Raw genomic sequence first — 23,870 nt, forward strand, 5'->3', positions numbered from 1 at the left:
CCCGGAGGGCGTCCGGTGCCGGTGATGCCCGAACGGCACCTTCCGGCGATCCAACCGCAAAGCTAGTCCGTCCCACCCTTGCGGGCAATCGGGGCCACACGGCGCAACGCCGTCCGGCCCACGGGAAAATACGGCGCGGAAGCGCCAGCGCCGTCCCGCTCAACGGGCGACCCTGAGCTTTTCCTCGCTCGGTTCCAGATAGACCCGGCGCGTCCGCGCGCCGGCCGAAACCATCACCACATTGGGCGCCACGCCCGCGGCCGCCGCCAGAATGTCCACCGGCTGCGCCGGGCCGAACAGCTCCACCTGCGCCCCCGGCACCGCAAGGCCTTCGGGCAGACCCGAGACGTCGAGGGTCATGAGGCTCATGGCGAGGCCGCTGACGATGGGCGCGGGCAGGCCGCCCACGTAGCCATAGGCCTGACGCTGGAAGGAGAAGGGCAACCCGCCGCCATAGCCCACCCCCACATGGGCGAGGCGCGCCGGCTGCGGCGTGCGATAGACGCCGCCATAACCGACCTCGGTCCCGGCAGGCACATCCATGACCCGCAGGATCGGCGCCGTCAGCCGCGCCGCTGGCAGGATGGGTTGGCGGCTGGACGGGGTGGTTTCGACCCCATAGAGCGCGCTGCCCACGCGGGCATGGTGCGCATGGCGCTCCGGCGGGCCGAACACGCCGGCGGAAGCGCAGAAGCTGAGCGGCGCGGGGGGCAGCGCCTGCGTCCACGCCCGGAAGCGCCGCCACTGCCAGTCATTGTGGCGGGCGACCGGATTGGAGAAGTGGGCGAGATGCGTCACATAGGCAGCGATCCGCAGGCCGGCCAGCGGCGAGGGATCGTCCCGCAGACGCTTCACATCGGTGCGCGAGAGGCCAAGGCGGCTCAAGCCGGTGTCGAACTGGATCACCACGTCCAGCGGCCCGCGCGCGGCGGCTTCCGCCTGCACCCGGGGCAGTTCGGACGCATCCATCAGCACCGGAATGATGCGGTGGGCGCCGAAATCGGCCGGCGCGGCGCCGGCGAGGCCGTGCAGCACGAACACGCGGGCGTCGGGCGCCAGCGTGCGCACCGCCAGCGCCTCCTCGATGCACACCACCCAGAAATCGCGGCAGCCGAGGGAGGACAGCAGCGGCACGATGCGCGAGAGGCCGAAGCCATAGGCATTCTGCTTCACCACCGCACCGAGGGTCGGGCCGCGATACTGGGCGCGCACCGTGCGCCAGTTCTGCCGCACCGCGCCGAGATCGATCTCCAGCGTCGCGAGGTCGGCGGTCGGCTCAGGCATCGGCGTGCTCCGACACATACAGGATGTGCGGTTCGCCCTTCACGGACCGGGCCTCCACGCCCCGCCAGCCGGCCGCCAGCAGAGCGGACTGCGTGCCGGCATCGGCGGGGACCACGAGGCGCTCCGCCCGGGGCACGACGCGCGTGCCGTCGCGCACCATCACATAGCGCAGGTGGCCGCCGTAATAGGGCCGCAGCGCCCGCACCGCGAAGCCCTCGGCGAGCAGGTTGGTCCAGCTCGGCGTATTGGCCGGGGCGGAGGTCGCGAACAGGATGTGGCTTTCCGGCGCCATCGCCACGCGGGCGGCGATCAGCGCCCGCTGGAGGCTGCGTCCGCGATAGGGCTGCGCCACGGACGCGCCAGCGAGCTTGGCGATCGGCGCATCGGCAGCAAGGCCCAGATGCGGGCGCGGATCGTCGTAGTCGGGAAGGGCATGCTGAAGGACGCCATAGGCGATGAGGACGTCGTCCAGGAACACGCCGATCATCCGGCCGCGGCCGGCGAGGATGCCGGCGAAGAAGTCCCGGCTCTCGGGCTTCACGATTTCCGGGCGCACGGCTTCGCCGATGGCCGCCCGGTGCAGGGCGTAGATCGCATCCAGATCGCCGGCTTCGAGCGCGCGCCAGACCAGTTCGCCCGACAGACCTGCGACGGCGGCATTCATCCGGTAACCAGCTCCGCATAATTGAGCATGGCGATGGGCGGGTAGATGCCCAGCGATTTGGCCACGCGCATGTTGATGACGAGGGAGAAGCGCTTCAGCGTCTCGATGGGGATGCGGCTCGGTGGGGTGCCCTGGGACAGGATCTCCACCGCCTTGGTGCCGGCCAGCTGGCCGACCGAGTAGTACCGGCTCACGAGGCCGACCAGCGCGCCGCCCTCGCGGATCGCAAGCTCGGCCGCGCCGAAGGTGGGCATGCCGGCCGCCAGCGCCGCCGGGGTCACCCGGTCATAGATGGTGCCGAGGAAGGTGTCGGGCAGCAGGTAGAGCCAATCCGCCTTGTCCGCCCGGAGCTGGGTGACCATCTGCTCCACCCCGTCCGCCGTCGGGCGGCCGCTGGCGTCGGTCTTGAACGGGCGGGCGATGACCTTCGCGCCATTGGCCTTGGCGAAGGCCTCCACCTCGCGCACGATCACCACAGAGTTCTGCTCGGTCTCCGAATAGAGGATGCCGATGGTCGAGAACTCCATGTAGGACTGCATGGCCTTCATCTGCACGTCGGTCGGCACCACGTGCACGGCGCCGGTCACGTTGCGGCCCGACGAGGCGAAGCTCGGGGCGATGCGGGCCTGCACCGGCGCGGACACCAACGCGAACACCACCGGAATGTCGCGGATGTACTTCGGGTCCTGACTGTCATAGGGGCCGACGACGCCGAGCGTCACCGGCGTGCCCCAGGTGTAGATGAGGTCCGGCTTCAGCGTATCGAGATCGGCCAGCATGCGCGGCAGGTTGGCGATGTCGCGGCGGGCGTCGCGGGAGATGATCTCCGTCTTGAGCCCGGCCGTGTCCAGCAGGTCGCGGAAGCCGCGCTCCGCCTCGGTCTCGCCGCGGAACGTGAGCATGAGGATCTTGTAGGTGCGATCATCGGCCGCCCGCGCGGCGCGCGGCAGCGTCAGCGCCGCTCCGGCACCCACGCCGAGGGACAGCAGAGAACGGCGATCCAGCACTGGACCTGTCATGGCACCCGAGCCTCCTTGGGAGCGGCCGCCGCGGGCCCGCGGCGCGCCGGCACGCGCCCCGATAGTATAAAGGCTGCCGCGCCCACAACCACTATGGCACCGATACTCATCATTGAAGTTACAAATCCGACACTTCCGAGCAGCAGTCCGGCGGCGGCGGGGCCGGCGGCATTGCCGCTGCGCTCCACCAGCCGGAACAGGCCGAGCACGCCGGCCGACCGGCCGCCCGGGACATGGCGTGCACTGTCCGCCACCAGCGCCGACTGCGGCGCGATGGACATGGACTGGCCGATGCCCAGCATCATCAGCACCAGCGCCAGGATGAGCGGCGAGGAGCCGAACACGACGAGCAGCGCCCCCGCCCCTGCCAGAAGGCCGCCGGTGGCCACGAAGGCGGCGCGGGCCGAGAGCCGGTCGGCGACGCTGGCGAAGACCGGCACGGCCAGCACCATGATGACCGGATAGATCATCTGAAGCCGGCCCACCGCCGCCGCGCTGTAGCCCGCGCGCTGGAGTTCCACCGGGATCAGGTAGAAGCACAGGGCGGCGAGGATGAACTTGGCCGGGAAGGCGCAGCCGAACAGCAGCGGCGCGAGGCGTGGCGCCGTCAGCGCGGCCTTGAGATCGGAGAGGGCCAAGCCCTGGCCCACCGCGCGACGCTCGGGCTTGGGCAGGCTCCAGGCGGCCAGGGCGAGCGCGATCACGGCAAGCCCCGCCGACACCAGGAAGGCAATGTTTCCGCCGAGGCGGTCATCGATCACGCCCCCGATCGGCGGGCCGCACAGCGCCGCCACCATGATGGCCCCGACGAAGACGGCGAGACCCTCGGAGCGCTCGGATGGCGCGGATCGATCCACCACATGGCCCTGTGCCGAGACGAACACCAGGGAATAGCCTAGGGCGGAGATCACGCGGGCCGCGAGGAAGACCCAATAAGTTCCGGCAATGCCCGCCAGCAGATAGCCGCAGGCGGCAAGGCCGGCGCCGATGACGAAGCCGGTGCGGCGGCCGAGCCATTCGGAGAAGGCGCCGAAGGGAATCTGCCCGAGCGCCACCACGGCCATGAAGACCACGATGGGCAGGCTGACGGCGAAATCGATGCTGAAGGGCACGCCCGGCGCCGCCAGCGCCTGCGTGTAGCGCGGCAGGAAGGGCCGGGAGAGTTCCTCGGCCAGCATGAAGAGGAAGAGGGCCGGCCGCACCATCGCCGCGGCGCGGTTGCCGACCACATGCATCTCGCCGACGCCGGTCTCGCTCTCGAGCCGCTTCAGCGTCTCCACCTGGGCCTCGTCACCCCGGCGCTCGGCCTCCGTCAGGGCGAATTCCTGGCGGGCGGCCAGAGCATCCATCTGGCGGTCGAGCGGGCCGACGAGATCGCGGGCGGCGGCACCGGCGGGCGGGTGGCGCGTCAGGCGGCCACGGGCGAGGTCGCGCAGCCGGCCGTCGATGGCGTCGAGCACCGTCACGCCGCCCACGCCCACCACCAGCGCGCCGAGTTCCAGCGCCATCAGCAGCGCCACGATGCCGATGAACGCGACATCGACCAGCACCGCCATGACCTGCCGGGAGAGGACCCCCGGGTCGGCCATCACGACCAGCACGGCGGCCTGCGCGCCGTCCGGACCATGGACGGGAACGCGCACCTGCGGCCAGTCGTCCCCATCCACCTTTCCGACCTCGAACAGCACCCGGCCGTCGCGGACCAACTGCATCTCGGCGATTTCGTCGTTGTCGTTCACCAGCTTCAGGAAGTGGGCCTGGACGCCGGCCAGCCGGTCCAGCGGAATATCCGCCGCCAGCGCCGTCTCGATCAGGGCCGCCGTGGCGCGCCCGACGGATTCCGCCTTGGCGAGGATGGACGGGACGATGGTCCGCTCGGCCGCCGAACGGGCGCCGAAGGCGACCACCGCCAGCGCCGTGCAGAGCACGAGGATCATGGCCAGCGACAGCCCGGTGCGCAGGCCGATGGAGGTCCGCCCCGAGAGATGTTCGCGCAGGAGTCTCACTTGGCCTCTCCCGCGGCGGGCGCGCCCACCAGCGCGGCAGCATGGGCCCGGTCGAGCCGCCCCAGCGCCGCCTGCGCCGAAGCCGGCCATTGCGCCGGGTTGCCGGCATTGCGGAGCGCCCGGCCGACGTTGCCGGCAATCAGCAGGCCCGCGAGGCCCGTGGCGAGCGCCGCCAGCAGCACCGCCGGCACGGCGAACACACGGATGTCCGCCGCGAGTTGCGCCGCGTCGCGCTGGAGGACGGCCGGATCATAGGATACCGCGACGCGGCCGATGGTGGCGCCGATGTCGTTCTCGATGCGCCGGCTGACCATGGCGGCCGCGCGCGGCGGCAGCGTCATGCCCTGCCGGGCCGCATCGGAACTGAAGACGATCTGCCCGTGCTCGTCAGCCACATCGATGCTGCGCACGGCGGCATCGAGACCGGCCTCGCGCGCCACCAGTTCTTCCAGCGTGTGCTGGCTCGCCACCGCAATGCCGAGGCTGTTGGCCAGTTCCGCCGTGGTGGCGACGCGGGCGGCGGTCACGGTGAAGCGCTCCTCCACCGCCGCGCGATTCGCGGACAGCAGCGTGACGTATGAGAAATAGGCACCGAATGCGACGCAGGCGGCGGTGATCAGGGCAAACAGAACAGTCAGGACGGTGGCGATGCGTGTCATGGGTCCCGCAATCCCTGTCAACGCTTTACGGTGTCTGTAGCCAGTTACGATGAAAAGCCCGGCCCTGTGCAGCGTTTTTTCCATTAGGCCCAGTTTTTGCTCTGGTTTGAGCCGGGCGGGACGGCTAACGTCCGCCCCGTTTCGCCCTCATTCGTCTGCTGCATGACTTTCATCGGTCGCCTGATCCTGATCGTTTCCGCCGCCCTGCTCGCGACGCTGCTGCTCGTCGCAGCCGGGGCCTTTGTCGCGAGCGAGCGGGTGACGGCCAATATCGAACGCGCCCGCGTCTCGCACATGCTCGGCAGCCTCAGGGCCGCGACCGAGGCGAACCTCTCCATCGGCCTCGCGCTCGACCAGATCTCCTCGCTTCAGGCGCGCATCGAGCGCGAGAATGCGGCGGACGCCGCGATCATCGCCATCGACATCTTCAATGCGCAGGAGCGGTCGGTCTCCCGCAAGTCGATCTACAGCACGGACCGCGGATCCATCGGCGAGAACGTGCCCTGGGCGTGGACGGAGCGGCTCGCCAACAACACCATCTGGTCGGTGCCCGGCCATGGCGAGACCGTCTACATCACCCGCTTCGACAACGACCTCGGACTTGCGGGCGGCATCGCCATCACCGTCTCGGATTCGGCGCGGGACGTGCGCAACGAGCGCCTCCTGCAGGACCTGGCCTGGCACACCGGCCTCATCGCCCTCGGGACGATCGCCGTCGGCATCGTGCTGAGCCTCATCTTCAGCCACATGATCACCCGGCCGTTCCGCACCGCGACCGCATTGCTCAAGGGTTCCGAGATCCCGGTGAGCGGCGAGGGCATGGAACATCTGGCGCAGCAGACGCGCCGCAACTGGGATCGCATGGACGTGCGGCTGGATACCGGCCTCAAGCAACTGGAGGCGCTGGACGATGCCCAGTGAGGCCAAAGCTCCCCAGTTGGGCCGCACCCGTCTCGTTACGGGCCTTGTGGCGTTCATCCTGACCTTCGCCCTCGGCGGGGCCGCCAGCCTGCTGCTGGTCAGCCAGTTCAAGACCACGGTTGAAGAGACCGCCCGGCGCGACGTCTCGGTCATCGGCGGCTCGCTCGCGCGGGCACTCGCCCAGCAGTTCGAGAAGGCCGCGCGCTTCGGCATCCCGCTGAAGCTGCTGCCGGGCGTGGAGAGCTATCTCGCCCAGACGCTGACCCAGACGCCCGGCATCACCCGCATCGTGGTGCGCGGGCCGGACGGCCGCGAGGTGCGCAGCGCCATCGGCCCGACCACGGGCACCGACACGGTGAGCGCGCCCATTCAGGTGGACGGGCTGTCGGTCGGCCTCGTGGAGGTGACCACCAGCCCGACCTCCTTCAGCGCCGGCATCGACGACACCGAATGGCGCATGCTGGGTGCCGTCGCCAGCTGCGCGCTGGTGAGCGGCCTGCTGGCGGCCTGGCTCGCGGGCGGCGCCCTCAACCGCCGCCGCCAGCGCTTCGTCACGGCGCTGGAGCGCAATCTCGACGGCGATCTCGACCCCGGCCCGTATTCGGCGGCCATCGGCCGGTCGTCGGTGGCGCGTGCCTTCCATGCGCTGTCCATGGAAGCCCGGCGCATCGGTGCCAAGGTCACCGCCTTCCAGGCCTATGCGGAGGAACTCCTCGCGGTGGACTTCGATGGCCAGTTGCGGCCGGAGGTGGAGCGCATCCGCCGCGAGGCGCTGCCGGCGCCCGTCCACCTGCCGACGACCACCGACGACACCCTCTCGCCGCAGCCGAAGCGGGGCGCCTGATGCTGTTGCGCACCCGCATCACCCTGCTCGTCGCCGCTGGCTTCCTCGTGCTGCTCGGCTGCTTCGGCGCCCTGTTCTACATGCGCGACCGCATGGATGCCGAGCGTCTGTCCGCGGTGGTCATCCAGGGCCAGCAGGCGCTCTGGCGCGAGAGCGTGGAGGTGGAAGCCTCCGCCCTCGACAAGAGCCTCGATGCCTTTTCCGCCTCGCCGGAGCTGCGGGCGGCTCTGATGGCCGGCGACCGGTCCGCCGTCGTGGCCGGTCTCAACAAGCTCGACGTGTTCAGCAGCGGCACACCGCTGATCTTCGAAGTCCTGTCCGAGGACCGCGAGGCGCTGCTGGTCCAGGGCACGCCGCAGGATCGCGGGCTGCTGGACGCCGGCAGCATGGACCGCGTCCTGACGGGCGAGCGCATCACCGGCCTGCGCCAGATCTCCGCCGACCAGATCCTCGTCGTCGCCGCCCGGCGCATCTCCCTTCCGAACGGCGACAACGTCATCCTCGTCCTCGGCCGTGATGCCCGCAGCGCCGTGACCCGCTTCGCCGGCAGCATTCATGCGGCGAGCTCGCTCCTCACGCTGCGCGGCCAGCTCGCCGCCGCCACCGACCCCAATCTCTGGCGCCAGGCCAACCTCGCCATCTCGCCCCGCCAGGCCCTGCGCGACGAGATCGCGCTGTCCGGCCGGATCTACAGCGTCACCAGCGTGCCCGTGGGCGACATCACGAACAGCACCGTCGGCGCGCTCGTGAGCATGGTCGACAACACCGAGAGCATCACCTACGCGCGCCGGGTGCGGGCCATCGGCATCACCATCGGCCTCGGTCTCGCCTTGCTCGGCATCGTCGGCCTCAATGCCTTCCTCTGGTACAGCTTCCGCCCGCTTGAGCGCGCCATCGACGTGCTCCAGGCGCTTTCGCGCGGCGACACCTCCGTCAGCCTGAACTATGCCGGCCGCGACGAGATCGGCCGCATCGCCAAGGCCCTCGTGTCCTTCCGCGCCAATGTGCAGGAACTGGCCGAGACCCGCCGCCAGCGCGAGCGCGTGCGCCGTCGCCAGGAGATGGTGATCTCGGCCGAGCTGAAGGCGCTTGCGGATGCCATCGACCCGCAGGACCGCGATCAGGTGCTCTCGCTCCTGACCGCCGACACCGACCGGGGCGAGGACGAACTGCGCCGCGTCGCCCGCGTGCTGCACGATCTCTCCCGTCGCATCGTCGAGCAGCACACCCGCCTGTCATCCATGGTGGTTGAGCTGCGCGAGGCCCTCGTCACCAAGACCAAGCTCGCCGGCCTCCAGCAGGAGTTGGAGATCGCCGCGCAGGTGCAGCTCGCCATCCTGCCGAGGGCCTTCCCGCCGCACCCGCGCATCGGCGTGCATGGCCACATGACGCCGGCCCGCGAGGTGGGCGGCGACTTCTACGATTACTTCCTCATCGACGACAGCACGCTCGGCTTCGTGGTGGCGGACGTGTCCGGAAAGGGCGTTCCGGCCGCCCTGTTCATGGCCATCTCGCGCACGCTGCTGCGGTCCACCGCCATGTTCGAGCGCTCGCCCGCGGTCAGCGTGCGGCGGCTGAACGACCTGCTGGCGCTGGAAAACGAGCAGATGCTGTTCGTGACGCTCTTCTACGGCGTCATCAATCTCGACACCGGCAAGGTGTCCTACGTGAATGCCGGCCATAACCTGCCCTACAAAATCACGCAGGCGAACGAGGTCAGCGTCGTGCCCAGCACCAAGGGCATGGCGGTCGCTGTGATGGAAGGCTTCGTCTATGAGGAGGGCGAGCTCTACCTCTCCGCGGGCGATACGCTGTTCCTCTATACGGACGGCGTGCCGGAGGCCTTCGACATCGACGAGGCCCCCTACGGCGACGAGCGTCTGGCGGAACTGCTGAAGGAGGGCGCCGCCCACTGGCCGGTGCCCGAGATGCCCGAGCGCGTGCTCCAGTCGGTGCGCGCCTTCGAGCGCGGCGCCCCGCAGGCGGACGACATCACCTGCCTGACGCTGCGCTATTTCGGCGGCAACACGCGGCGGCATACGCTCTAGAGCCTTCCGCTGGCGCGCTGGCAGCAGCGCAAGCCATGCTTCCGGAGCAGACCTCAAAGCGTTCCCGCCACAGGAAAATCAGTTTACTAACCGATCCAGTCGGCCCATGTCCGCGAGGCCGGCGTCGGGAGTGAGCCGTGTCCATCGCAGCCGTCCGCACACCGCCCTCACGGGAGATGGCGACCATTTCCGCCGTGGGAACGGCGCACTTCACCAGCCATCTGCTGCAACTGGCTTTCGCGCCGCTGTTCCTCACCATGCGTGACGATCTCGGCGTCACATTCACCGAACTCGGCGCGCTGCTCTCCGCCTTCTATCTGGCCTCGGGCATGGGACAGGTGACGGCCGGCATCCTCGTGGACCGCTTCGGCGCCCACCGCCTGCTGCTGGCCGGCATGGCGCTCCAGGCCTCCTCCGTCGCCGCCATCGGCCTTGCGCCCACTTACGGCCTGATGCTGCCGCTTGCCTTCCTCTCCGGCCTTGGCAACGCCGTCTATCACCCGGCGGACCTGTCCATCCTCAGCCACCGCATCCGGCCCGAGCGGCTGGGCCGCGCCTTCGCGGCGCATGTGATCGCGGGCAATTTCGGCTATGCGGTCTCCCCGCTCATGTCCGGCACGCTCGCCATCGCGTTCGGCTGGCGCACGGCGCTGGTGGTGATGGGCGGGGCCGCCCTCGTCGCCACCTTCGCGCTCATCGCGGTGCGTCCGGTGCTGCACAGCCCCACCATCGCCGAACAGGCCAAGGCACCGGGCGGGGTGGCCCCCATCTCCTTCGGGCAGGTGCTCACCACGCCCGTGGTGCTGCTCGCCTTCTTCTACTTCCTGCTGTCGTCCATCTCGCTGGTGGGCATCCAGAATTTCTCGATCGCCGCGCTGCAGGAGGGCTATGCCTTCACCGCCGCCATGGCGACGCTCACAATCACGGCCTATCAGCTCGCCACCGCCGCCGGCGTGGCCATCGGCGGCTATGTGGCGGACCGCTCCACCCATCATCATCGCATCGCCATGGGCGGCCTCGCCGCCGCCGCCGCCTGCGCGGCGCTGGCCAGCCTCCACCTGCCGCTGGCCCTCGCCACCACGGCTCTGGTCGTGGGCATCGGCTTTGCCAACGGCCTCACCCTGCCGTCCCGCGACGTACTGGTGCGCCGCGCCTCCCCCGCCGGGGCGACCGGCAAAGTGTTCGGCGTCGTCTATTCTGGGTTCGACATCGGCTCGCTGTTCGCGCCGCTGATCTACGGCCTGCTGATGGACCACCATCTGCCGCACGGCGTCTTCCTCACCGCCGCCGTGCCGCTGGCGCTGGGCATCGTCACCGTGCTCGGCGTGCGGCCGGGCAAGCGCTGAAGGCAAGTCGCTTAAAGGGATGTGCGCCGAGGCCCGGTCCCGACCGGGCCTCGAGGTGCTTCGGGCTTACTCGCCCTTGGCCACCAGCATCTTGCCGGGATTGAGCAGGCCCGCCGGATCGAGCGCCGCCTTGATGGACGCCATCACGTCGAGGGCCACCGGATCCTTGTAGTGCACGAGTTCCTCGCGCTTCAGGAAGCCGATGCCATGCTCGGCGGAAATAGAACCCGCATAGGAGACCACGATGTCGTGGACGATGCGGTTGAAGTCTTCCCAGGTGTCCAGATAGGCCGTCTTGTCCATGCCCACGGGCTGGCTGAGATTGAAGTGCACGTTGCCATCGCCGATATGGCCGAAGGCGCACACGCGCAGGCCCGGCATGTGCGCTTCGCATGCCGCTGTCGCCTGCTCCACGAATTCGGCCACGCGGGACACCGGCACCGAGACGTCGTGCTTGATGGAGCCGCCCTCGAACTTCTGCGCCTCTGAAAGATCCTCGCGCAGCTTCCAGAGCGCCTGCGACTGGCCTTCGCTGGCGGCGATCACCGCATCCTCCACCTCGCCGGCCTCGAAGGCCTCGGCGAGCACGCCCTCCACCATGGCGGCGAGATCATCGTCCGCCCGCGTGGAGGTGAGTTCGGCCAGCGCATAGAAAGCGTGCTGCCCCTGCAGCGCCCGCACGGCACCGGACATGTGCTTCAGCACCGTCTCCATGCCGAAATCGGGCAGGAACTCGAAGCCGGTGAGCGTGTCACCCGCGACCGCGCGGAGGCGCCGGAAGAGGGCCAGCACCTGATGCACGTCCGTGACGCCCACCAGCGCCGTGGCACGGCGTCGGGGCTTGGGGAACAGGCGCAGCACGGCGGCGGTGATGATGCCGAGCGTGCCTTCCGAGCCCACGAACAGGTTCTTAAGGTCGTAGCCGGTGTTGTCCTTGCGCAGGCGCGACAGACCGTTCCACACGCGCCCGTCCGCCAGCACCACTTCCAGGCCGAGCGTCAGGTCACGGGTGTTGCCGTAGCGCAGAACGGCGGTGCCGCCCGCATTGGTGGCAAGGTTGCCGCCGATCTGGCAGGTGCCTTCCGAGGCGATGGAGAGCGGGAACAGGCAGTCCGCCGCATCCGCCGCCTGCTGGATCTGGTGCAGCGTGCAGCCGGCCTCGGCGGTCAGCGTCAGGTCGGTCGCGTCGAGCGCCCGCACCTTGTTGAGGCGGCCAAGGGAGAGCAGCAGCGCGCCGAACGGCACCTGTCCGCCCACGAGGCCGGTGTTGCCGCCCTGCGGCACGATGGGGATGCCCGCCTCCGCGCAGATCTTCACCACGAACGCCACCTCCTCGGTGGAGCCGGGGCGCACCACGGCGGGCGTCGCACCGCGGAACAGGCCGCGCTGTTCCACCAGATAGCCTTCCATGTCGGAGGCGTCGGTGATGACGTACTGGGCGCCGATGCGCGCGGAAATCTGCGCGATCGCCGCCGTGAGGCGGTCCGCCGGCAGGAGGATGGGACGGGGGGCTGTGCTCGACATGGGCGGAAATTGCCCCAGCCGTGGGCAGCGGGCAACAGGTTTCGCGGCTTGACGGCCCGGCGGGCGAAACAGCGGCGTTCACGCTCGCGGGAGACCGGACCACAGGCCTCGATCCGGCCGTTCCGCATCTCCGCTGCGCGAACCAAGGGCTCGGCGCACAAATAAAAGGCCCCGGCTCGTAAGCCGGGGCCCGTCTTCCCCTCTTTTTAGCTCTGGAGCGAGGCCCTGCCGGGAGATCTCCCCGCAGGATGCCGCCGCAACCGGACCTCGGGCGGCGCCGCACGCGCCGCCGTCAGGCTCAGCTGTGGTAGGCGCGCTCGCCGTGCTCGGTGATGTCGAGACCTTCGCGCTCGCGCTCCACCGTGGCGCGCAGGCCGACGACGGCGTGCACGATGTAGTAGAGGACCGCCGAGCCGACGCCCGACCACACCAGCGTGACAACCACGGCCTTCACCTGCGCGATGACCTGGGTGGCCATGTCGTAGTCGGCCACCTTGCCGGTGGTGTAGTCGAAGATGCCGGTGCCGCCGAGCGCCGGGCTCACCACGATGCCCGTGGCGATGGCGCCGAAGATGCCGCCGATGCAGTGCACGCCGAACACGTCGAGCGAGTCGTCATAGCCGAAGGCGTTCTTCACGGTGGTGCAGAAGAAGAAGCACAGCACGCCGACGATGAGGCCGGAGACCAGCGAGCCCATGATGCCGGCGAAGCCGGCCATCGGGGTGACGGCCACGAGGCCTGCCACAGCGCCGGAGACGACGCCGAGCATGGAGGGCTTACCCTTGGCCAGCCATTCCACCACCATCCAGGAGAGGGCGGCGGCGCAGGTGGCGATGAAGGTGTTCATCATGGCCAGGGCGGTGAGGCCGTTGGCTTCGAGGTTGGAGCCGGCGTTGAAGCCGAACCAGCCGACCCACAGCAGGCCGGCGCCGACCAGCGTGAGGGTGAGCGAGTGAGGCTGGAAGGCCTCCTTGCCGTAGCCGGTGCGCTTGCCGACGATCAGGCAGCCGACGAAGGCGGCGATACCGGCATTGATGTGCACCACGGTGCCGCCAGCGAAGTCGATGGCGCCGAGCTTGTAGATGTAGCCGGCATCCGCGAGCACCGCGTCGAGCGCGGACTGGGCGGCAGCCTTGCCGCCAGCGTCAGCGGCGGCGAGCGCCTTGGCAGCGGCGTCCACCGCGTCCGGGCCGGCCCAGTACCACACCATGTGGGCCATCGGGAAATAGATGAAGGTGACCCACAGCGGCACGAACAGCACGATGGCCGAGAACTTCACGCGCTCCGCGAAGGCGCCGAAGATAAGGGCCGGCGTGATCATGGCGAAGGTCATCTGGAACGCGATGAACGCGAATTCCGGAATGTTGACGCCCACCGAGAAGGTGCCAGTGCCGCTGTCCGGCGTGATGCCGGCGAGGAAGGCCTTGGAGAAGCCGCCGACGAAGTCGGAGCCGCCGGTGAAGGCCAGCGAATAGCCATAGAGCACCCACAGGATGCCGACGACGGACACGGTGTAGAACACCTGCATCAGCACCGAGAGCATGTTCTTGGTGCGCACGAGGCCGCCGTAGAACAGGGCGAGGCCGGGGACCGACATCATCAGCACGAGGGCGGCCGAGACCAGCATCCAGGCGGTATCGCCCTTATTGATCGGGATGGCCGCGGCGGCCGCGGGCGCGTCCGCGGCGGGCGCCGCCGTCTGGGCCAGCACCGGCAGGGCGAGTGCCGAGGCCGCAAGGAGCGTGGGAAGACCCACGCGGGACCACGTCTTGACGTTCATGGAAAATGGCTCCGTGAAATGAGAGATGGCTCAGAGCGCGTCGGCGTCGGTCTCACCGGTGCGGATGCGCACGGCGTGGTCGATCTGGAAGACGAAGATCTTTCCGTCGCCGATCTGGCCGGTCTTGGCGGAGGCGGTGATGGCCTCGACAACCTTGGCAACCTGGTCGGAGGGCACCGCGACCTCGATCTTGAGCTTCGGCAGGAAGCTCACGGCATATTCGGCGCCGCGATAGATCTCGGTGTGGCCCTTCTGCCGCCCGTAGCCTTTCACTTCCGTCACGGTGAGCCCGTGGACACCGATGCCAGTGAGGGCATCGCGCACCTCTTCCAGCTTGAACGGCTTTATGATGGCCATCACGATCTTCATGGATCGGTCCCTATCCCCTTGATGCCCCCTGATCCGTCGGATCCGGCCGGCGTTTCTCTCGGGCTCCGACACGTGGAGACGGGGAATTCCCCGGCGCGTCAGGCAAGCCTCGGGGGACAGGGAATCAAGGAGCGTGCCAAATGCTGCAAAGCGGCAAGGGTGCGTGCTTATTTTCTCGCCAGCGCGCGCAAAACGGCGGGTTCGCCCCGCCTTCGCCAATTTTCATGCCTTAAAAATAGGCGAACTGGCCAATAAGTGGGCGATCAGGACTCCAGAACCCGCATCAGGCCTTCCTGAACCGCCGACGCGACCAGCTTGCCGTCGCGGCTATAGATCTCGCCGCGGCAGAACCCGCGCGCCCCCTGGGCCGAGGGACTGTCCTGGATGTAGAGGAGCCAGTCGTCGGCGCGGAACGGCCGGTGGAACCACAGAGCGTGGTCGAGGCTCGCCACCTGCATGTCGGCGTCGAACACCGAGCGCCCGTGCGGCACCAGCGCCGCCTGCAGCAGCGAGAGGTCGGAGGCATAGGCCAGCACCGCCTGATGGATGCCCACGTCGTCCGGCAGGGCGCCGCGGGTGCGGAACCAGATGCCCGGCCGCGCCTCCTGCTCCTTGCCCGCCAGGAAGGACGGGGAAAGGCCGACCGGCTTCACCTCCAGCGGCCGCAGCGCCATCCAGTCGCGCTTGGCGGCGGCGGGGAAACGGGCCACGAGCTTCTCGCGCCACTGCTCGTCGGAGGGCGAGGCCTCGGGCGGCGGCACGTCCGGCATGCGGCTCTGGTGCTCGATGCCCTCTTCGGGAACCTGGAAGGAGACGGCCATGGAATAGATGGCGCGGCCGTGCTGGATGGCCACCACGCGGCGGGTGGTGAAGCTCTTGCCGTCGCGGATGCGGTCCACTTCATAGATGATCGGCACGGTGGGATCGCCGCCGAGCAGAAAATAAGCGTGGAGGGAATGGGGCTTGCGCGTCTCGTCCACGGTTCGCTGGGCAGCCACGAGCGCCTGCGCCACCACCTGGCCGCCGAACACCCGGCCGCCGCCGGGGGAACCACTGCGACCCCGGAACAGATTGATCTCCAGGGGCTCGAGATCGAGGATGGCGCGCAGGGTTTCGACGTCGGACATGGGATTGGCGAAGCTCGGACGGAACGAAGCAGGATGGCGAACGAGCCACGCCGCGGACTGGTCCGTCAAGAGCGTGGCGCGTAAAGGGTGCAGTCAGACGATGACGGGCAACCCTGTCGAGGAGTTCGGATATGGGTAAGGACGCACGGCCTGAGGCTGCCGACGTGGTGATCGCGGGCGGAGGGCTTGCGGGCCTCAGCCTCGCTCTGGCGCTGAAAGACGGGCTCGGGCCGGATGCGGCCATCACCGTCTATGATCCCGGCTTCGGCAAGCCGCTCACCGGCGACCGCCGCTGCTCGGCCATCGCCGCCGGCGCGCGCCGCCTGCTGACCGTGCTCGGCGTCTGGGACGAGGTGGCCCCCGAGGCCCAGCCCATGAAGACCATGGTGGTGACCGACAGCCGCACCCGCGACGTCGCCCGCCCGGTCTTCCTCACCTTCGACGGCGACGTGGAGCCCGGCGAGCCCTTCGCCTACATGGTGCCCAATGCCGTGCTCCAGCAGGCGCTGACCGATGCCGCCGGACGCGCGGGCATCGACATGCGCGCCGCACCCGTTTCCGATTTCGCCACCGACCGGTCGGGCGTCACCGTCACCGGCGGCGACGGGGCCGTGCTGCGGGCCTCCCTGCTGGTGGCGTGCGACGGCTCGAAGTCCCGCCTGCGCAGCCTTGCCGGCATCACCTCCACCTCATGGGCCTACGGCCAGTCGGCCATCACCTTCACGGTGGAGCACGAGCGCCCGCACCTAGGCGAGGCGGTGGAGCACTTCCTGCCGCCGGGCCCGTTCGCCACCCTGCCGCTGCCGGGCAACCGCGCCTCCATCGTCTGGACCGAGCGCACCGAGGACGCCAAGCGCTACGCCGAGCTGCCGGACTACCGCTTCCAGGAAGAACTGGAGCAGCGCTTCGGCCACAAGCTCGGCTGGGTGAAGCTGGAGACGAAGCCGCAGGTCTATCCGCTCGGCTTTGCCATGGCCCGCAGCTTCATCGGCGAGCGCTTCGCCCTTGTCGGCGACGCGGCCCATCTCATCCACCCCATCGCCGGACAGGGCCTCAACATGGGCCTGCGCGACGTGGCGGCGCTGGCCGAGGCGGTGACGGACGCCGCCCGCGTCGGCCTCGACTTCGCCTCGCCCCAGGTGCTGGAGCGCTACCAGCGCTGGCGGCGCTTCGACACGCTGGCCATGGGAGTGGCCACGGACACGCTGAACAAGCTGTTCTCCAACCAGTCCGACGCCCTGCGCATCATCCGCGACGTTGGCCTCGGCCTCGTGGACCGCATGCCGAAGCTGAAAGGCCTCTTCATCCGCGATGCCGCGGGCCTCACCGGCGCCGTGCCGAAGCTCCTGCGCGGACAGGCGCTGTGAGGGGCAAAGGTGGTTGTTGTGGTACTAAAAAATAGTACTATATGATCCGTGAAGAAGCGCCACCTGGCCACGCTTGAGCTGATCTTTTCGCATCCGGTGAGCGGCTCGGTCCGCTGGTCGGATGTCGTGGCTCTGTTTCAAGCGCTGGGCGCCGAGGTGAGCGAGCGGGAAGGGTCGCGTGTGGGCGTGGTGCTGTTCGGCGAAGTGCGGGTGTTTCACCGTCCGCACCCTTCGCCCAACACGGACAAGGGCGCCGTCGCCAGCATTCGCAAGTGGCTCGACGAACACGGAGTTCGGCCATGATGAACATCATCGAGATCGACGGCGAAAAGGCCGTGGTGGCCTTCGATCCGGACATCCGCATGTTCCGGGGGGAGTTCGTCGGGTTGAACGGTGGGGCCGATTTCTACGCCGAGACCGTTGAGCAGTTGTACGAGGAGGGGCGCACGTCGCTCGCCGCTTTCCTCGCGCTCTGTGCCGAGAAGGGGATCGCGCCACGGCGTACCTTCTCGGGCCGCTTCAACGTGCGGCTGGACCCTGCCGACCATGAGGCCGCCGTGTTGGCCGCCTCCGCTCAGGGAAAGAGCCTGAATGAGTGGGTTGCCGCCGCGATTCGTGACGCGGCGGACAATACAGCCTGAAATGCTGGCGGGGCCGTGATGACCCGGCCCGCCGGAGCCTCAGCCCTTGATCTCGCTCTCGTCGAGGCGGCGGGCCTCGTCGGCCAGCATGATCGGGATGCCGTCGCGGATGGGATAGGCGAGACGGGCGGAGCGGGAAATCAGCTCCTGCCGGGCGCGGTCATAGTCCAGCGGGCCCTTGGTGACGGGGCAGACGAGAATCTCGAGGAGCTTCGGGTCGACATCCTGTCCGGGGCGCTGGGCTTGGGTCATCACGCGGGTCCTCGTCTGGCGCGGCGCGGGTGCGTCGCGGGCGCACCATATCCAGCCGGGCCATGGCCTCCAAGGGCTTTTGGCGGGCGCGGCGGCGTCCTTCACTTTCCGCAATGGATCCCATAACCACTTCTCGCTTTTGCCGCCGCCTGCCGGCGTGTAGGTCGTGGCGGCCGGGAGTCGCCCGGCGGGTTCTCGCCATGTCCTCGCGCGTCACGCTCGGTTTCCTGCTCGGCTTCATCGGCGTCGTGATCTTCGGCGCCACGGTGCCGGCGACGCGGCTGGCCCTGAACGGGCTCGATCCCTTCTTCATCACCTTCGGGCGGGCGGCGCTCGCCGGCCTCATGGCGGGCGCGCTGCTGCTGGTGCGCCGGCGGGTGCCCTGGCTCGGGCGAAAGGGGGCATTCCGCGACCTGCTGCTGGTGGTCGCGAGCCTGATGTTCGGCTTCCCGCTGCTCATGGCCTTCGGCATGCAGACGGTGCCGGCGAGCCACGCGGGCGTGGTGCTGGGCCTCCTGCCCATCGCCACCACCTTCGGCGCCATGGTGTTCTCCGGCGAGCGGCCGAGCCCGCTCTTCCTCGCCTTCAGCCTGCTGGGGGCTGGTCTCGTCGTGGTGTTCGCCGCCCGCAACGGCGGCATGGACCGTTTCGGTACGGGCGATCTGCTGCTGCTGGGCTCGGTGGTGGCCTGCGGCATCGGCTATCCGGTGAGCGCGCGGCTCGCCCGCTTCATGCAGGGCTGGGAGGTGATCGCCTGGGCGCTGGTCATCGCGCTGCCCATCACGCTGCCGGCGGCGCTCCTCTTCCTGCCCCGCGAATTCGCGGCGGTGCCGACGCCGGCCTGGCTGGGCTTCCTCTATGTGGCCGCCATGAGCCAGTTCATCGGCTTCTTCTTCTGGAACGCCGGGCTCGCCATGGGCGGCGTCGCCCGCGTGGCGCAGGTCCAGCTCCTGCAGACCTTCGTCACCATTGCCCTTGCCTGGCCCATCAATGGCGAGCCGCTGGACCTTGAGACGGTGATGTTCGCCGTCGCCGTGGTGGCCGTGGTCGTGCTCGGCCGCAAGGCGAAGGTGGGCGCGGCGGCGCCCGCCGAATAGGGAATGCCGGGTCGCGGATGAACCGGACCCGGCGTCGGCCTTCAGTCGTCGAGACCCAGCGAAGGGGCGGCGCGGCGCTCCAGCACGCCCCGGATCGCCTCCACCATCTCCTCTTCCTTCACCGAGAACTGCGCCGGGCGGGCGGCGCGGTATTCGGCATGGTCGGCGATATCGGCGGCGATGCGCGCGCCCTCCACCAGATCCTTGATCTGGACCTCGCCCGCGTCCTTCTCGTTGGAGCCCTGGATGATGACGGCCGGCGCATTGCGCTTGTCGGCATACTTCATCTGCGCCTTCATGCCCGAGCCGCCGAGATACATTTCGGCGCGGATGCCGTTGGCGCGCAGCTTCGCCACCATGGCCATGTAATCGGCGGCACGGTCGCGATCCATCACCAGCACCACCACGGGGCCGATCTCGGCCAGCGTCTCCATCTTGCCGAGGTGGGCCAGCGCGTGCAGCAGGCGGGACACACCGATGGAGAAGCCGGTGGCCGGCACCGGCTCGCCCCGGAAGCGCGCCACGAGGCCATCATAGCGCCCGCCACCCGCGACTGAGCCGAAGCGCACCGGGCGCCCCTTCTCGTCCTTCACCTCGAAGGTGAGTTCGGCCTCATAGACGGGGCCGGTGTAATATTCGAGGCCGCGCACGACGGACGGGTCGATGACGATGCGGCCGTCGTCATAGCCGGCGGCGGCGATCAGAGCCGCGATCTCGCGCAACTCCGCAAGGCCCGCCTTGCCGGCCTCGCTCTCGCCCACCACGGCGTCGAGCTTCGCAAGGCCCGCCGTGCCCGTGCCGGCCTCCACGAAGGCGATCACCCGGTCGATGGCGGCGCTCTCCAGCCCCGCACCCTTGGTGAAGTCGCCGCTCTTGGCTTCCGGATTCTCCCAGCGGCCGGCGCCGAGCAGGTCGCGCACGCCGGCAGGGCCGATCTTGTCCAGCTTGTCGATGGCCCGCAGAACGGTGAGGCGGCGGCCGGCATTCTCGGCGCCGCCGAGGCCGATGGCCTCCAGCACGCCGTCGAGCACCTTGCGGTTGTTGATCTTGATGACGTAGTCGCCGCGCTGGATGCCCACCGCCTCCAGCGTGTCGGCGGCCATCATGCAGATCTCCGCATCCGCCGCCACCGAGGGGGCGCCCACCGTGTCGGCATCGAACTGCATGAACTGGCGGAAGCGGCCGGGGCCGGGCTTCTCGTTCCGGAACACATAGCCGTTGCGATAGGAGCGATAGGGCTTGGGCAGCGCGTCGAAGTGCTCGGCCACATAGCGGGCGAGCGGGGCGGTCAGGTCGTAGCGCAGCGACAGCCACTGGTCGTCATCGTCCTGGAAGGAGAAGACGCCCTCGTTCGGCCGATCCTGATCGGGCAGGAACTTGCCCAGCGCGTCCGTATACTCGATGGCTGGCGTCTCCAGCGCCTCGAAACCATAGAGCTCATAGACGGCGCGGATCTTCTCCAGCATGGCGCGGGTGGCGACGAGTTCCGCTCCGGTGCGATCCACGAGACCGCGCGGCAGGCGCGCCTTCGGCTTGGTGTCGGTGGCCATGGGAAAAGCCTGTTCTTCTTGAAATCTGAAGGGGTCTCGCGACCGTTAGGGGCCTCTTAGAGGAGCCTCGGCTGGGTCGCAAGTTTGGGGGACGGCGCGCCGTCCGCCAGATGGATGGCGTCGCCCGGCGCGACGCGCCCGCCGGTGAGCACCTTGGCATAGATGCCGCAGTCGGTATGGCCATAGGCCCGCACGAGGCCCTTCACCACGTTGAGGTCGCGGGCCGCCGTGTCCGGATTGACGCTGGTGGCGGCGCAGCGCTCCGTGCGCTTGAGCACCTGAAGGCGCACGTCCGGGCCGATGGCGATGACGCGGCCGACCATGTCGAGTTCCGCCCCGGCCTCCCAGCCATCGAGAATGAGGTTCATGCGGAAGCGGCGCGGGTCCACCTCCGCCCCCATGCGCTTGGAAAGATCGCGCACGGTGGCGAGGTTCAGCAGCGAGACGAACCCGGCCCTGAGCGAATCCGTGAAGCGGTGGCCGGCGGGCGAGGTCAGCACCCGCAGCGGCCCGCGCGCATCGCGCCCCATGTAAGCGGTGAAGAAGGCCTCGATGGCCGCGCGGCCCTCCGGCGTCGAGAGATCGCCGGATGCGCGCACCGCCCCGTCCTGCGAGACGGTGAGGGTGGAGGTGGCCGCGTCATAGCGGGTGTCGAGGGCAGCCAGCGCCTCGTCGCGCATCAGCACGAGAAAGGCGGTCTTCTGCTTGTATTCGGGGGTCGCCGGGTCGAAGCCGCTCGGCCCGTTCTCGATGGCATGGACCCGGTCGCCAGGAAACCACGTGCCGGCCTCTAGCGCGACGCTCTCAAGCGCCTCGTGGGAGAGCCCCTTCACGGGATAGCGGTGGATGGCGACAAGCTGGGCGGAAGCCATGGGCGCGGTCCTCTCGGCAGAGTTGGCCGTGGGTCGCACCGCCGCGGCGCGCGGTCAAGCCGGGACGGCGCAGTTCCGCCATGCGCCCGGCCGCCTATGATGGCGGCAAGAACAACGGAGGACCGCCCATGACAGCCGCCGCTCCCACCGTGCGCGATCCTGCCTTCGAGGCACGGGTGCGCGAGAGCTTCGCGCGCCAACCCTTCATGGCCACCATGGGAGCCAGCCTCGGCACGGTCGCCCCGGGCCGGGTGGAGGTGGTGCTGCCTTATGCGGAAGGCGTGACGCAGCAGCTCGGCTATTTCCACGGCGGGGCGATCGGTGCCATCGCCGATACGGCAGGCGGCTATGCGGCCTTCACGCTCTTTCCGGCGGGCTCCACCGTGCTGACGGTGGAGTACAAGATCAACATCATGGCGCCCGGCAAGGGCGAGCGGCTGGTGGCGGTGGGCGAAGTGGTGCGATCGGGCCGCACGCTCACCATCGTGCGGGTGGATGTCCATGCGGAGACCGCCGGCGTCCGCACCCACTGCGCCACCGCCACTCAGACGCTGATGTGCCTTGAGGGGCGCAGCGACAGCCGCTGAGGCGCCATAGACCGGCGACAGGCAAGCCAGGGACAAGGGTGTCCGCCGTAGATTGCGCCGACCGAATGCCGGGATGGTGGCTCCGCGCTTCGGCCTCACACGGCATGATCCAGGGAGGAGCCGATGCCGAGCGCTCCCCATTCCCCTTTCGCCCTCCGGCAGCGCATGCGCCGCTTCGGCACCCTGCTGTGGTGCGCCGGCCTTGCTCTTGCCAGCATGCTGGCCGCGAGCCCGGCGCTGGCGCAGGACATCACCTTCACCGCCACCGGAGCGCCGCAGCCTTATGCCATCGCCAGTTTCCAGCCGGACGTGCGGGGCCTTGCGCCCGGCATGGGCGAGGCCGAGGCGCGGGCGGCGCTGGCCAAGGCCTATCCTGCCTCCCGCATCGAGGCCACGAAGGCGACCATCACCTATCTGAGCGATGGTGTGGTCTTCCGCTCCCGTCCGGTGCTCACCCAGATGACCGCTCAGACCTCGGGCCTGGGCACGCAGGAGGAGGTGACCCTGAGCTTCGGCCTGCCGACCACCGGAAGCCCGCTGCTCGGCATCCAGCGCCGGGTGGATTTCGGCAGTTCGGCCGCCGCACCGCAGGTGGCGCCCCTCATCGGCCAGCTCATCGAGAAATACGGCCCGCCCTCGTTCCGCAGGGGCGAGGAGGCGGCACCCGTCCAGTCGCTCATCTGGGTGTTCGGGACCGGCAAGGTGCAGCCCTGCGGCACCAAGGCGCCGTGTCCGGCGGTCTCCGCCACCTTCGCCATCGGCAGGCTCGACAGCTATCGCGCGGCGGTGGAGGAGAAGCAGGACCTGCTCATTCAGGTGGACCTGATCGTGCAGGCCGGGGGACGGGTCCGCAGCTTCAGGACCACGCTCGCAGACAATCGCGGCGCCGTGGCGAGCTATGAGGCGGCCCAGAGCCAGATCGTCGCGGCAGTGGACGCCCGCGCCGCGCAACAGGGCACGGCACCGGAGACGCCGAAGTTCTGATCCGGCCTCGACACGTCCCCTCCAAGGTGCTCCAAGGGCGGGCTCTCCCTGTGCCGCTGGTTCCTCATGCGCTTTCCCGTTCCCCTCGTGCCCGCCCGCCTCGTGCGCCGCTACAAGCGCTTTCTCGCCGACGTGGTGTTGGAGGACGGCACGGAGTTGACCGCCCATGTGGCCAATTCCGGTGCCATGCTGGGCCTCATGGCCCCCGGCGCCCGCGTCTGGCTCGCCCCAAAGAGCGGCAAGACCGCCAAGCTGCCCTATGGCTGGGAACTGGTGGAGGCCGATTTCGGCGCCGGCATCGAACTGGTGGGCGTCAACACCATGCATCCCAACGTGCTCGTCGCCGAGGCCATCGCGGCGGGCAAGGTGCCGGAGCTTGCCGGCTATGCCCGCATGCGGCGCGAGGTGAAATATGGCGTGAACAGCCGCATCGACATCCTGCTGGAGGACGATGCCCGCCCGCCGTGCTTCGTGGAGGTGAAGAATGTCCACCTCATGCGGGCACCGGGCCATGCGGAATTTCCCGACTGCGCCACCGCGCGCGGGGCGAAGCATCTGGCGGAACTGGCCGCCGAGGTGAAAGCCGGTCACAGGGCGGTGATGGTCTATCTCAGCCAGATCGCCTCGGCGCGGGACATCCGCCTCGCCCGCGATCTCGACCCCGCCTATGGCCGGGCGTTTGATCTCGCCCATGCGGCAGGGGTCGAAGCCATCGGCCTCGTCTGCCGCATCGACGCGCAGGGCATCGAGGTGACCGGCACCATCCCCATGCTGGGCTGAGGCCCGGTCCGGGCGGCCCGCCGGATTCCGCCCTTTCCCGCGCGCGGCCTGCCTGCTAGAAGCCGGCCATGGCTTTTCTGATGCCCTTCGGGACCGCAACCTTTGTCGCGATAGCGCGAATTAGTCGCCCGGCGCCCTGCCGCCGCGCC

23 protein-coding genes are annotated in these 23,870 nt (G+C 69.3%); 11 read left to right on the forward strand and 12 right to left on the reverse strand.

Features of this window, described 5'->3' with window-relative positions:
• Positions 1–159 precede the first annotated feature (159 nt).
• Genes DFO45_RS21410 through DFO45_RS21430 form a run of 5 tightly spaced genes read right to left on the reverse strand, consistent with a single transcriptional unit; the run spans position 160 to position 5,632 of the window.
• A complete protein-coding gene (locus tag DFO45_RS21410) occupies positions 160–1,284 on the reverse strand; it encodes an alanine racemase (RefSeq protein WP_166657213.1) in 1,125 nt (374 codons plus the stop codon).
• Entirely contained in the window at positions 1,277–1,948 is a 672-nt protein-coding gene (locus tag DFO45_RS21415; RefSeq protein ID WP_133866467.1) for a hypothetical protein, read from the reverse strand. Before DFO45_RS21415 ends, DFO45_RS21410 begins: the two co-directional genes overlap by 8 nt.
• Positions 1,945–2,967, reverse strand: coding sequence for an ABC transporter substrate-binding protein (locus tag DFO45_RS21420; protein WP_012172738.1), 1,023 nt, complete (start codon positions 2,965–2,967; stop codon positions 1,945–1,947). Before DFO45_RS21420 ends, DFO45_RS21415 begins: the two co-directional genes overlap by 4 nt.
• Entirely contained in the window at positions 2,964–4,973 is a 2,010-nt protein-coding gene (locus tag DFO45_RS21425) for an MFS transporter (RefSeq protein ID WP_166657214.1), read from the reverse strand. The genes DFO45_RS21420 and DFO45_RS21425 overlap by 4 nt, the downstream gene beginning before the upstream one ends.
• On the reverse strand, positions 4,970–5,632 hold the full coding sequence (locus DFO45_RS21430) for a hypothetical protein (protein WP_133866469.1): 663 nt from the start codon (positions 5,630–5,632) through the stop codon (positions 4,970–4,972). Before DFO45_RS21430 ends, DFO45_RS21425 begins: the two co-directional genes overlap by 4 nt.
• 162 nt (positions 5,633–5,794) lie before the next feature.
• On the opposite strand from DFO45_RS21430, the gene DFO45_RS21435 reads away from it, so the two are divergent.
• From DFO45_RS21435 to DFO45_RS21445, 4 genes are all read left to right on the forward strand, one after another.
• Positions 5,795–6,553: a hypothetical protein gene (locus DFO45_RS21435; protein WP_043879714.1), complete on the forward strand. Its 759-nt coding sequence runs from the start codon at positions 5,795–5,797 to the stop codon at positions 6,551–6,553.
• Entirely contained in the window at positions 6,543–7,397 is an 855-nt protein-coding gene (locus DFO45_RS25010) for a hypothetical protein (RefSeq protein WP_166657215.1), read from the forward strand. Before DFO45_RS21435 ends, DFO45_RS25010 begins: the two co-directional genes overlap by 11 nt.
• The gene (locus tag DFO45_RS21440) at positions 7,397–9,445 is read left to right on the forward strand and encodes a SpoIIE family protein phosphatase (protein WP_166657216.1); all 2,049 of its coding nucleotides are present in this window, start codon (positions 7,397–7,399) and stop codon (positions 9,443–9,445) included. Before DFO45_RS25010 ends, DFO45_RS21440 begins: the two co-directional genes overlap by 1 nt.
• 137 nt (positions 9,446–9,582) lie before the next feature.
• Positions 9,583–10,791 carry an MFS transporter gene (locus DFO45_RS21445; RefSeq protein WP_012172744.1) on the forward strand — a complete coding sequence of 403 codons (1,209 nt, stop codon included), beginning with the start codon at positions 9,583–9,585 and terminating at the stop codon, positions 10,789–10,791.
• 66 nt (positions 10,792–10,857) lie between these two features.
• Here the strand turns inward: DFO45_RS21445 and DFO45_RS21450 are convergent, their stop codons facing one another.
• The 4 genes from DFO45_RS21450 to tesB form a co-directional block, all read right to left on the reverse strand.
• On the reverse strand, positions 10,858–12,315 hold the full coding sequence (locus DFO45_RS21450) for an FAD-binding oxidoreductase (protein ID WP_133866471.1): 1,458 nt from the start codon (positions 12,313–12,315) through the stop codon (positions 10,858–10,860).
• A 298-nt stretch (positions 12,316–12,613) separates the two neighbouring features.
• On the reverse strand, positions 12,614–14,095 hold the full coding sequence (locus DFO45_RS21455; protein ID WP_012172746.1) for an ammonium transporter: 1,482 nt from the start codon (positions 14,093–14,095) through the stop codon (positions 12,614–12,616).
• A 30-nt stretch (positions 14,096–14,125) separates the two neighbouring features.
• Positions 14,126–14,464, reverse strand: coding sequence for a P-II family nitrogen regulator (locus DFO45_RS21460; protein WP_012172747.1), 339 nt, complete (start codon positions 14,462–14,464; stop codon positions 14,126–14,128).
• A 263-nt stretch (positions 14,465–14,727) separates the two neighbouring features.
• Positions 14,728–15,591 carry an acyl-CoA thioesterase II gene (gene tesB, locus DFO45_RS21465; RefSeq protein ID WP_043879717.1) on the reverse strand — a complete coding sequence of 288 codons (864 nt, stop codon included), beginning with the start codon at positions 15,589–15,591 and terminating at the stop codon, positions 14,728–14,730.
• 131 nt (positions 15,592–15,722) lie between these two features.
• Between tesB and DFO45_RS21470 the strand changes: the two genes are divergently transcribed.
• Genes DFO45_RS21470 through DFO45_RS21480 form a run of 3 tightly spaced genes read left to right on the forward strand, consistent with a single transcriptional unit; the run spans position 15,723 to position 17,599 of the window.
• Complete coding sequence (locus DFO45_RS21470) at positions 15,723–16,958, forward strand: ubiquinone biosynthesis hydroxylase (protein WP_012172749.1); 1,236 nt, start codon at positions 15,723–15,725, stop codon at positions 16,956–16,958.
• 48 nt (positions 16,959–17,006) lie between these two features.
• Complete coding sequence (locus tag DFO45_RS21475) at positions 17,007–17,261, forward strand: type II toxin-antitoxin system HicA family toxin (RefSeq protein ID WP_012172750.1); 255 nt, start codon at positions 17,007–17,009, stop codon at positions 17,259–17,261.
• On the forward strand, positions 17,258–17,599 hold the full coding sequence (locus DFO45_RS21480; RefSeq protein ID WP_133866472.1) for a type II toxin-antitoxin system HicB family antitoxin: 342 nt from the start codon (positions 17,258–17,260) through the stop codon (positions 17,597–17,599). The genes DFO45_RS21475 and DFO45_RS21480 overlap by 4 nt, the downstream gene beginning before the upstream one ends.
• Before the next feature lie 39 nt (positions 17,600–17,638).
• Here the strand turns inward: DFO45_RS21480 and DFO45_RS21485 are convergent, their stop codons facing one another.
• Positions 17,639–17,851: a Trm112 family protein gene (locus DFO45_RS21485; protein ID WP_043879719.1), complete on the reverse strand. Its 213-nt coding sequence runs from the start codon at positions 17,849–17,851 to the stop codon at positions 17,639–17,641.
• 200 nt (positions 17,852–18,051) lie between these two features.
• On the opposite strand from DFO45_RS21485, the gene DFO45_RS21490 reads away from it, so the two are divergent.
• The gene (locus DFO45_RS21490; protein ID WP_133866473.1) at positions 18,052–18,948 is read left to right on the forward strand and encodes a DMT family transporter; all 897 of its coding nucleotides are present in this window, start codon (positions 18,052–18,054) and stop codon (positions 18,946–18,948) included.
• A gap of 41 nt (positions 18,949–18,989) precedes the next feature.
• Here DFO45_RS21490 and hisS read toward each other — a convergent pair whose 3' ends face one another.
• Both hisS and DFO45_RS21500 read right to left on the reverse strand, forming a co-directional pair.
• Positions 18,990–20,498, reverse strand: a complete 1,509-nt coding sequence (hisS, locus tag DFO45_RS21495) for a histidine--tRNA ligase (RefSeq protein ID WP_133866474.1) — start codon at positions 20,496–20,498, stop codon at positions 18,990–18,992.
• A 56-nt stretch (positions 20,499–20,554) separates the two neighbouring features.
• Entirely contained in the window at positions 20,555–21,370 is an 816-nt protein-coding gene (locus DFO45_RS21500) for an MOSC domain-containing protein (protein ID WP_133866475.1), read from the reverse strand.
• Between the two features lie 128 nt (positions 21,371–21,498).
• On the opposite strand from DFO45_RS21500, the gene DFO45_RS21505 reads away from it, so the two are divergent.
• From DFO45_RS21505 to sfsA, 3 genes are all read left to right on the forward strand, one after another.
• Positions 21,499–21,957: a PaaI family thioesterase gene (locus tag DFO45_RS21505; protein WP_133866476.1), complete on the forward strand. Its 459-nt coding sequence runs from the start codon at positions 21,499–21,501 to the stop codon at positions 21,955–21,957.
• 123 nt (positions 21,958–22,080) lie between these two features.
• On the forward strand, positions 22,081–22,941 hold the full coding sequence (locus DFO45_RS21510) for a hypothetical protein (protein ID WP_133866477.1): 861 nt from the start codon (positions 22,081–22,083) through the stop codon (positions 22,939–22,941).
• 66 nt (positions 22,942–23,007) lie between these two features.
• A complete protein-coding gene (sfsA, locus tag DFO45_RS21515) occupies positions 23,008–23,721 on the forward strand; it encodes a DNA/RNA nuclease SfsA (protein WP_133866478.1) in 714 nt (237 codons plus the stop codon).
• Positions 23,722–23,870 lie beyond the last annotated feature (149 nt).

The organism is Azorhizobium sp. AG788, assembly GCF_004364705.1.
Taxonomy (GTDB): Bacteria; Pseudomonadota; Alphaproteobacteria; order Rhizobiales; family Xanthobacteraceae; genus Azorhizobium; species Azorhizobium caulinodans.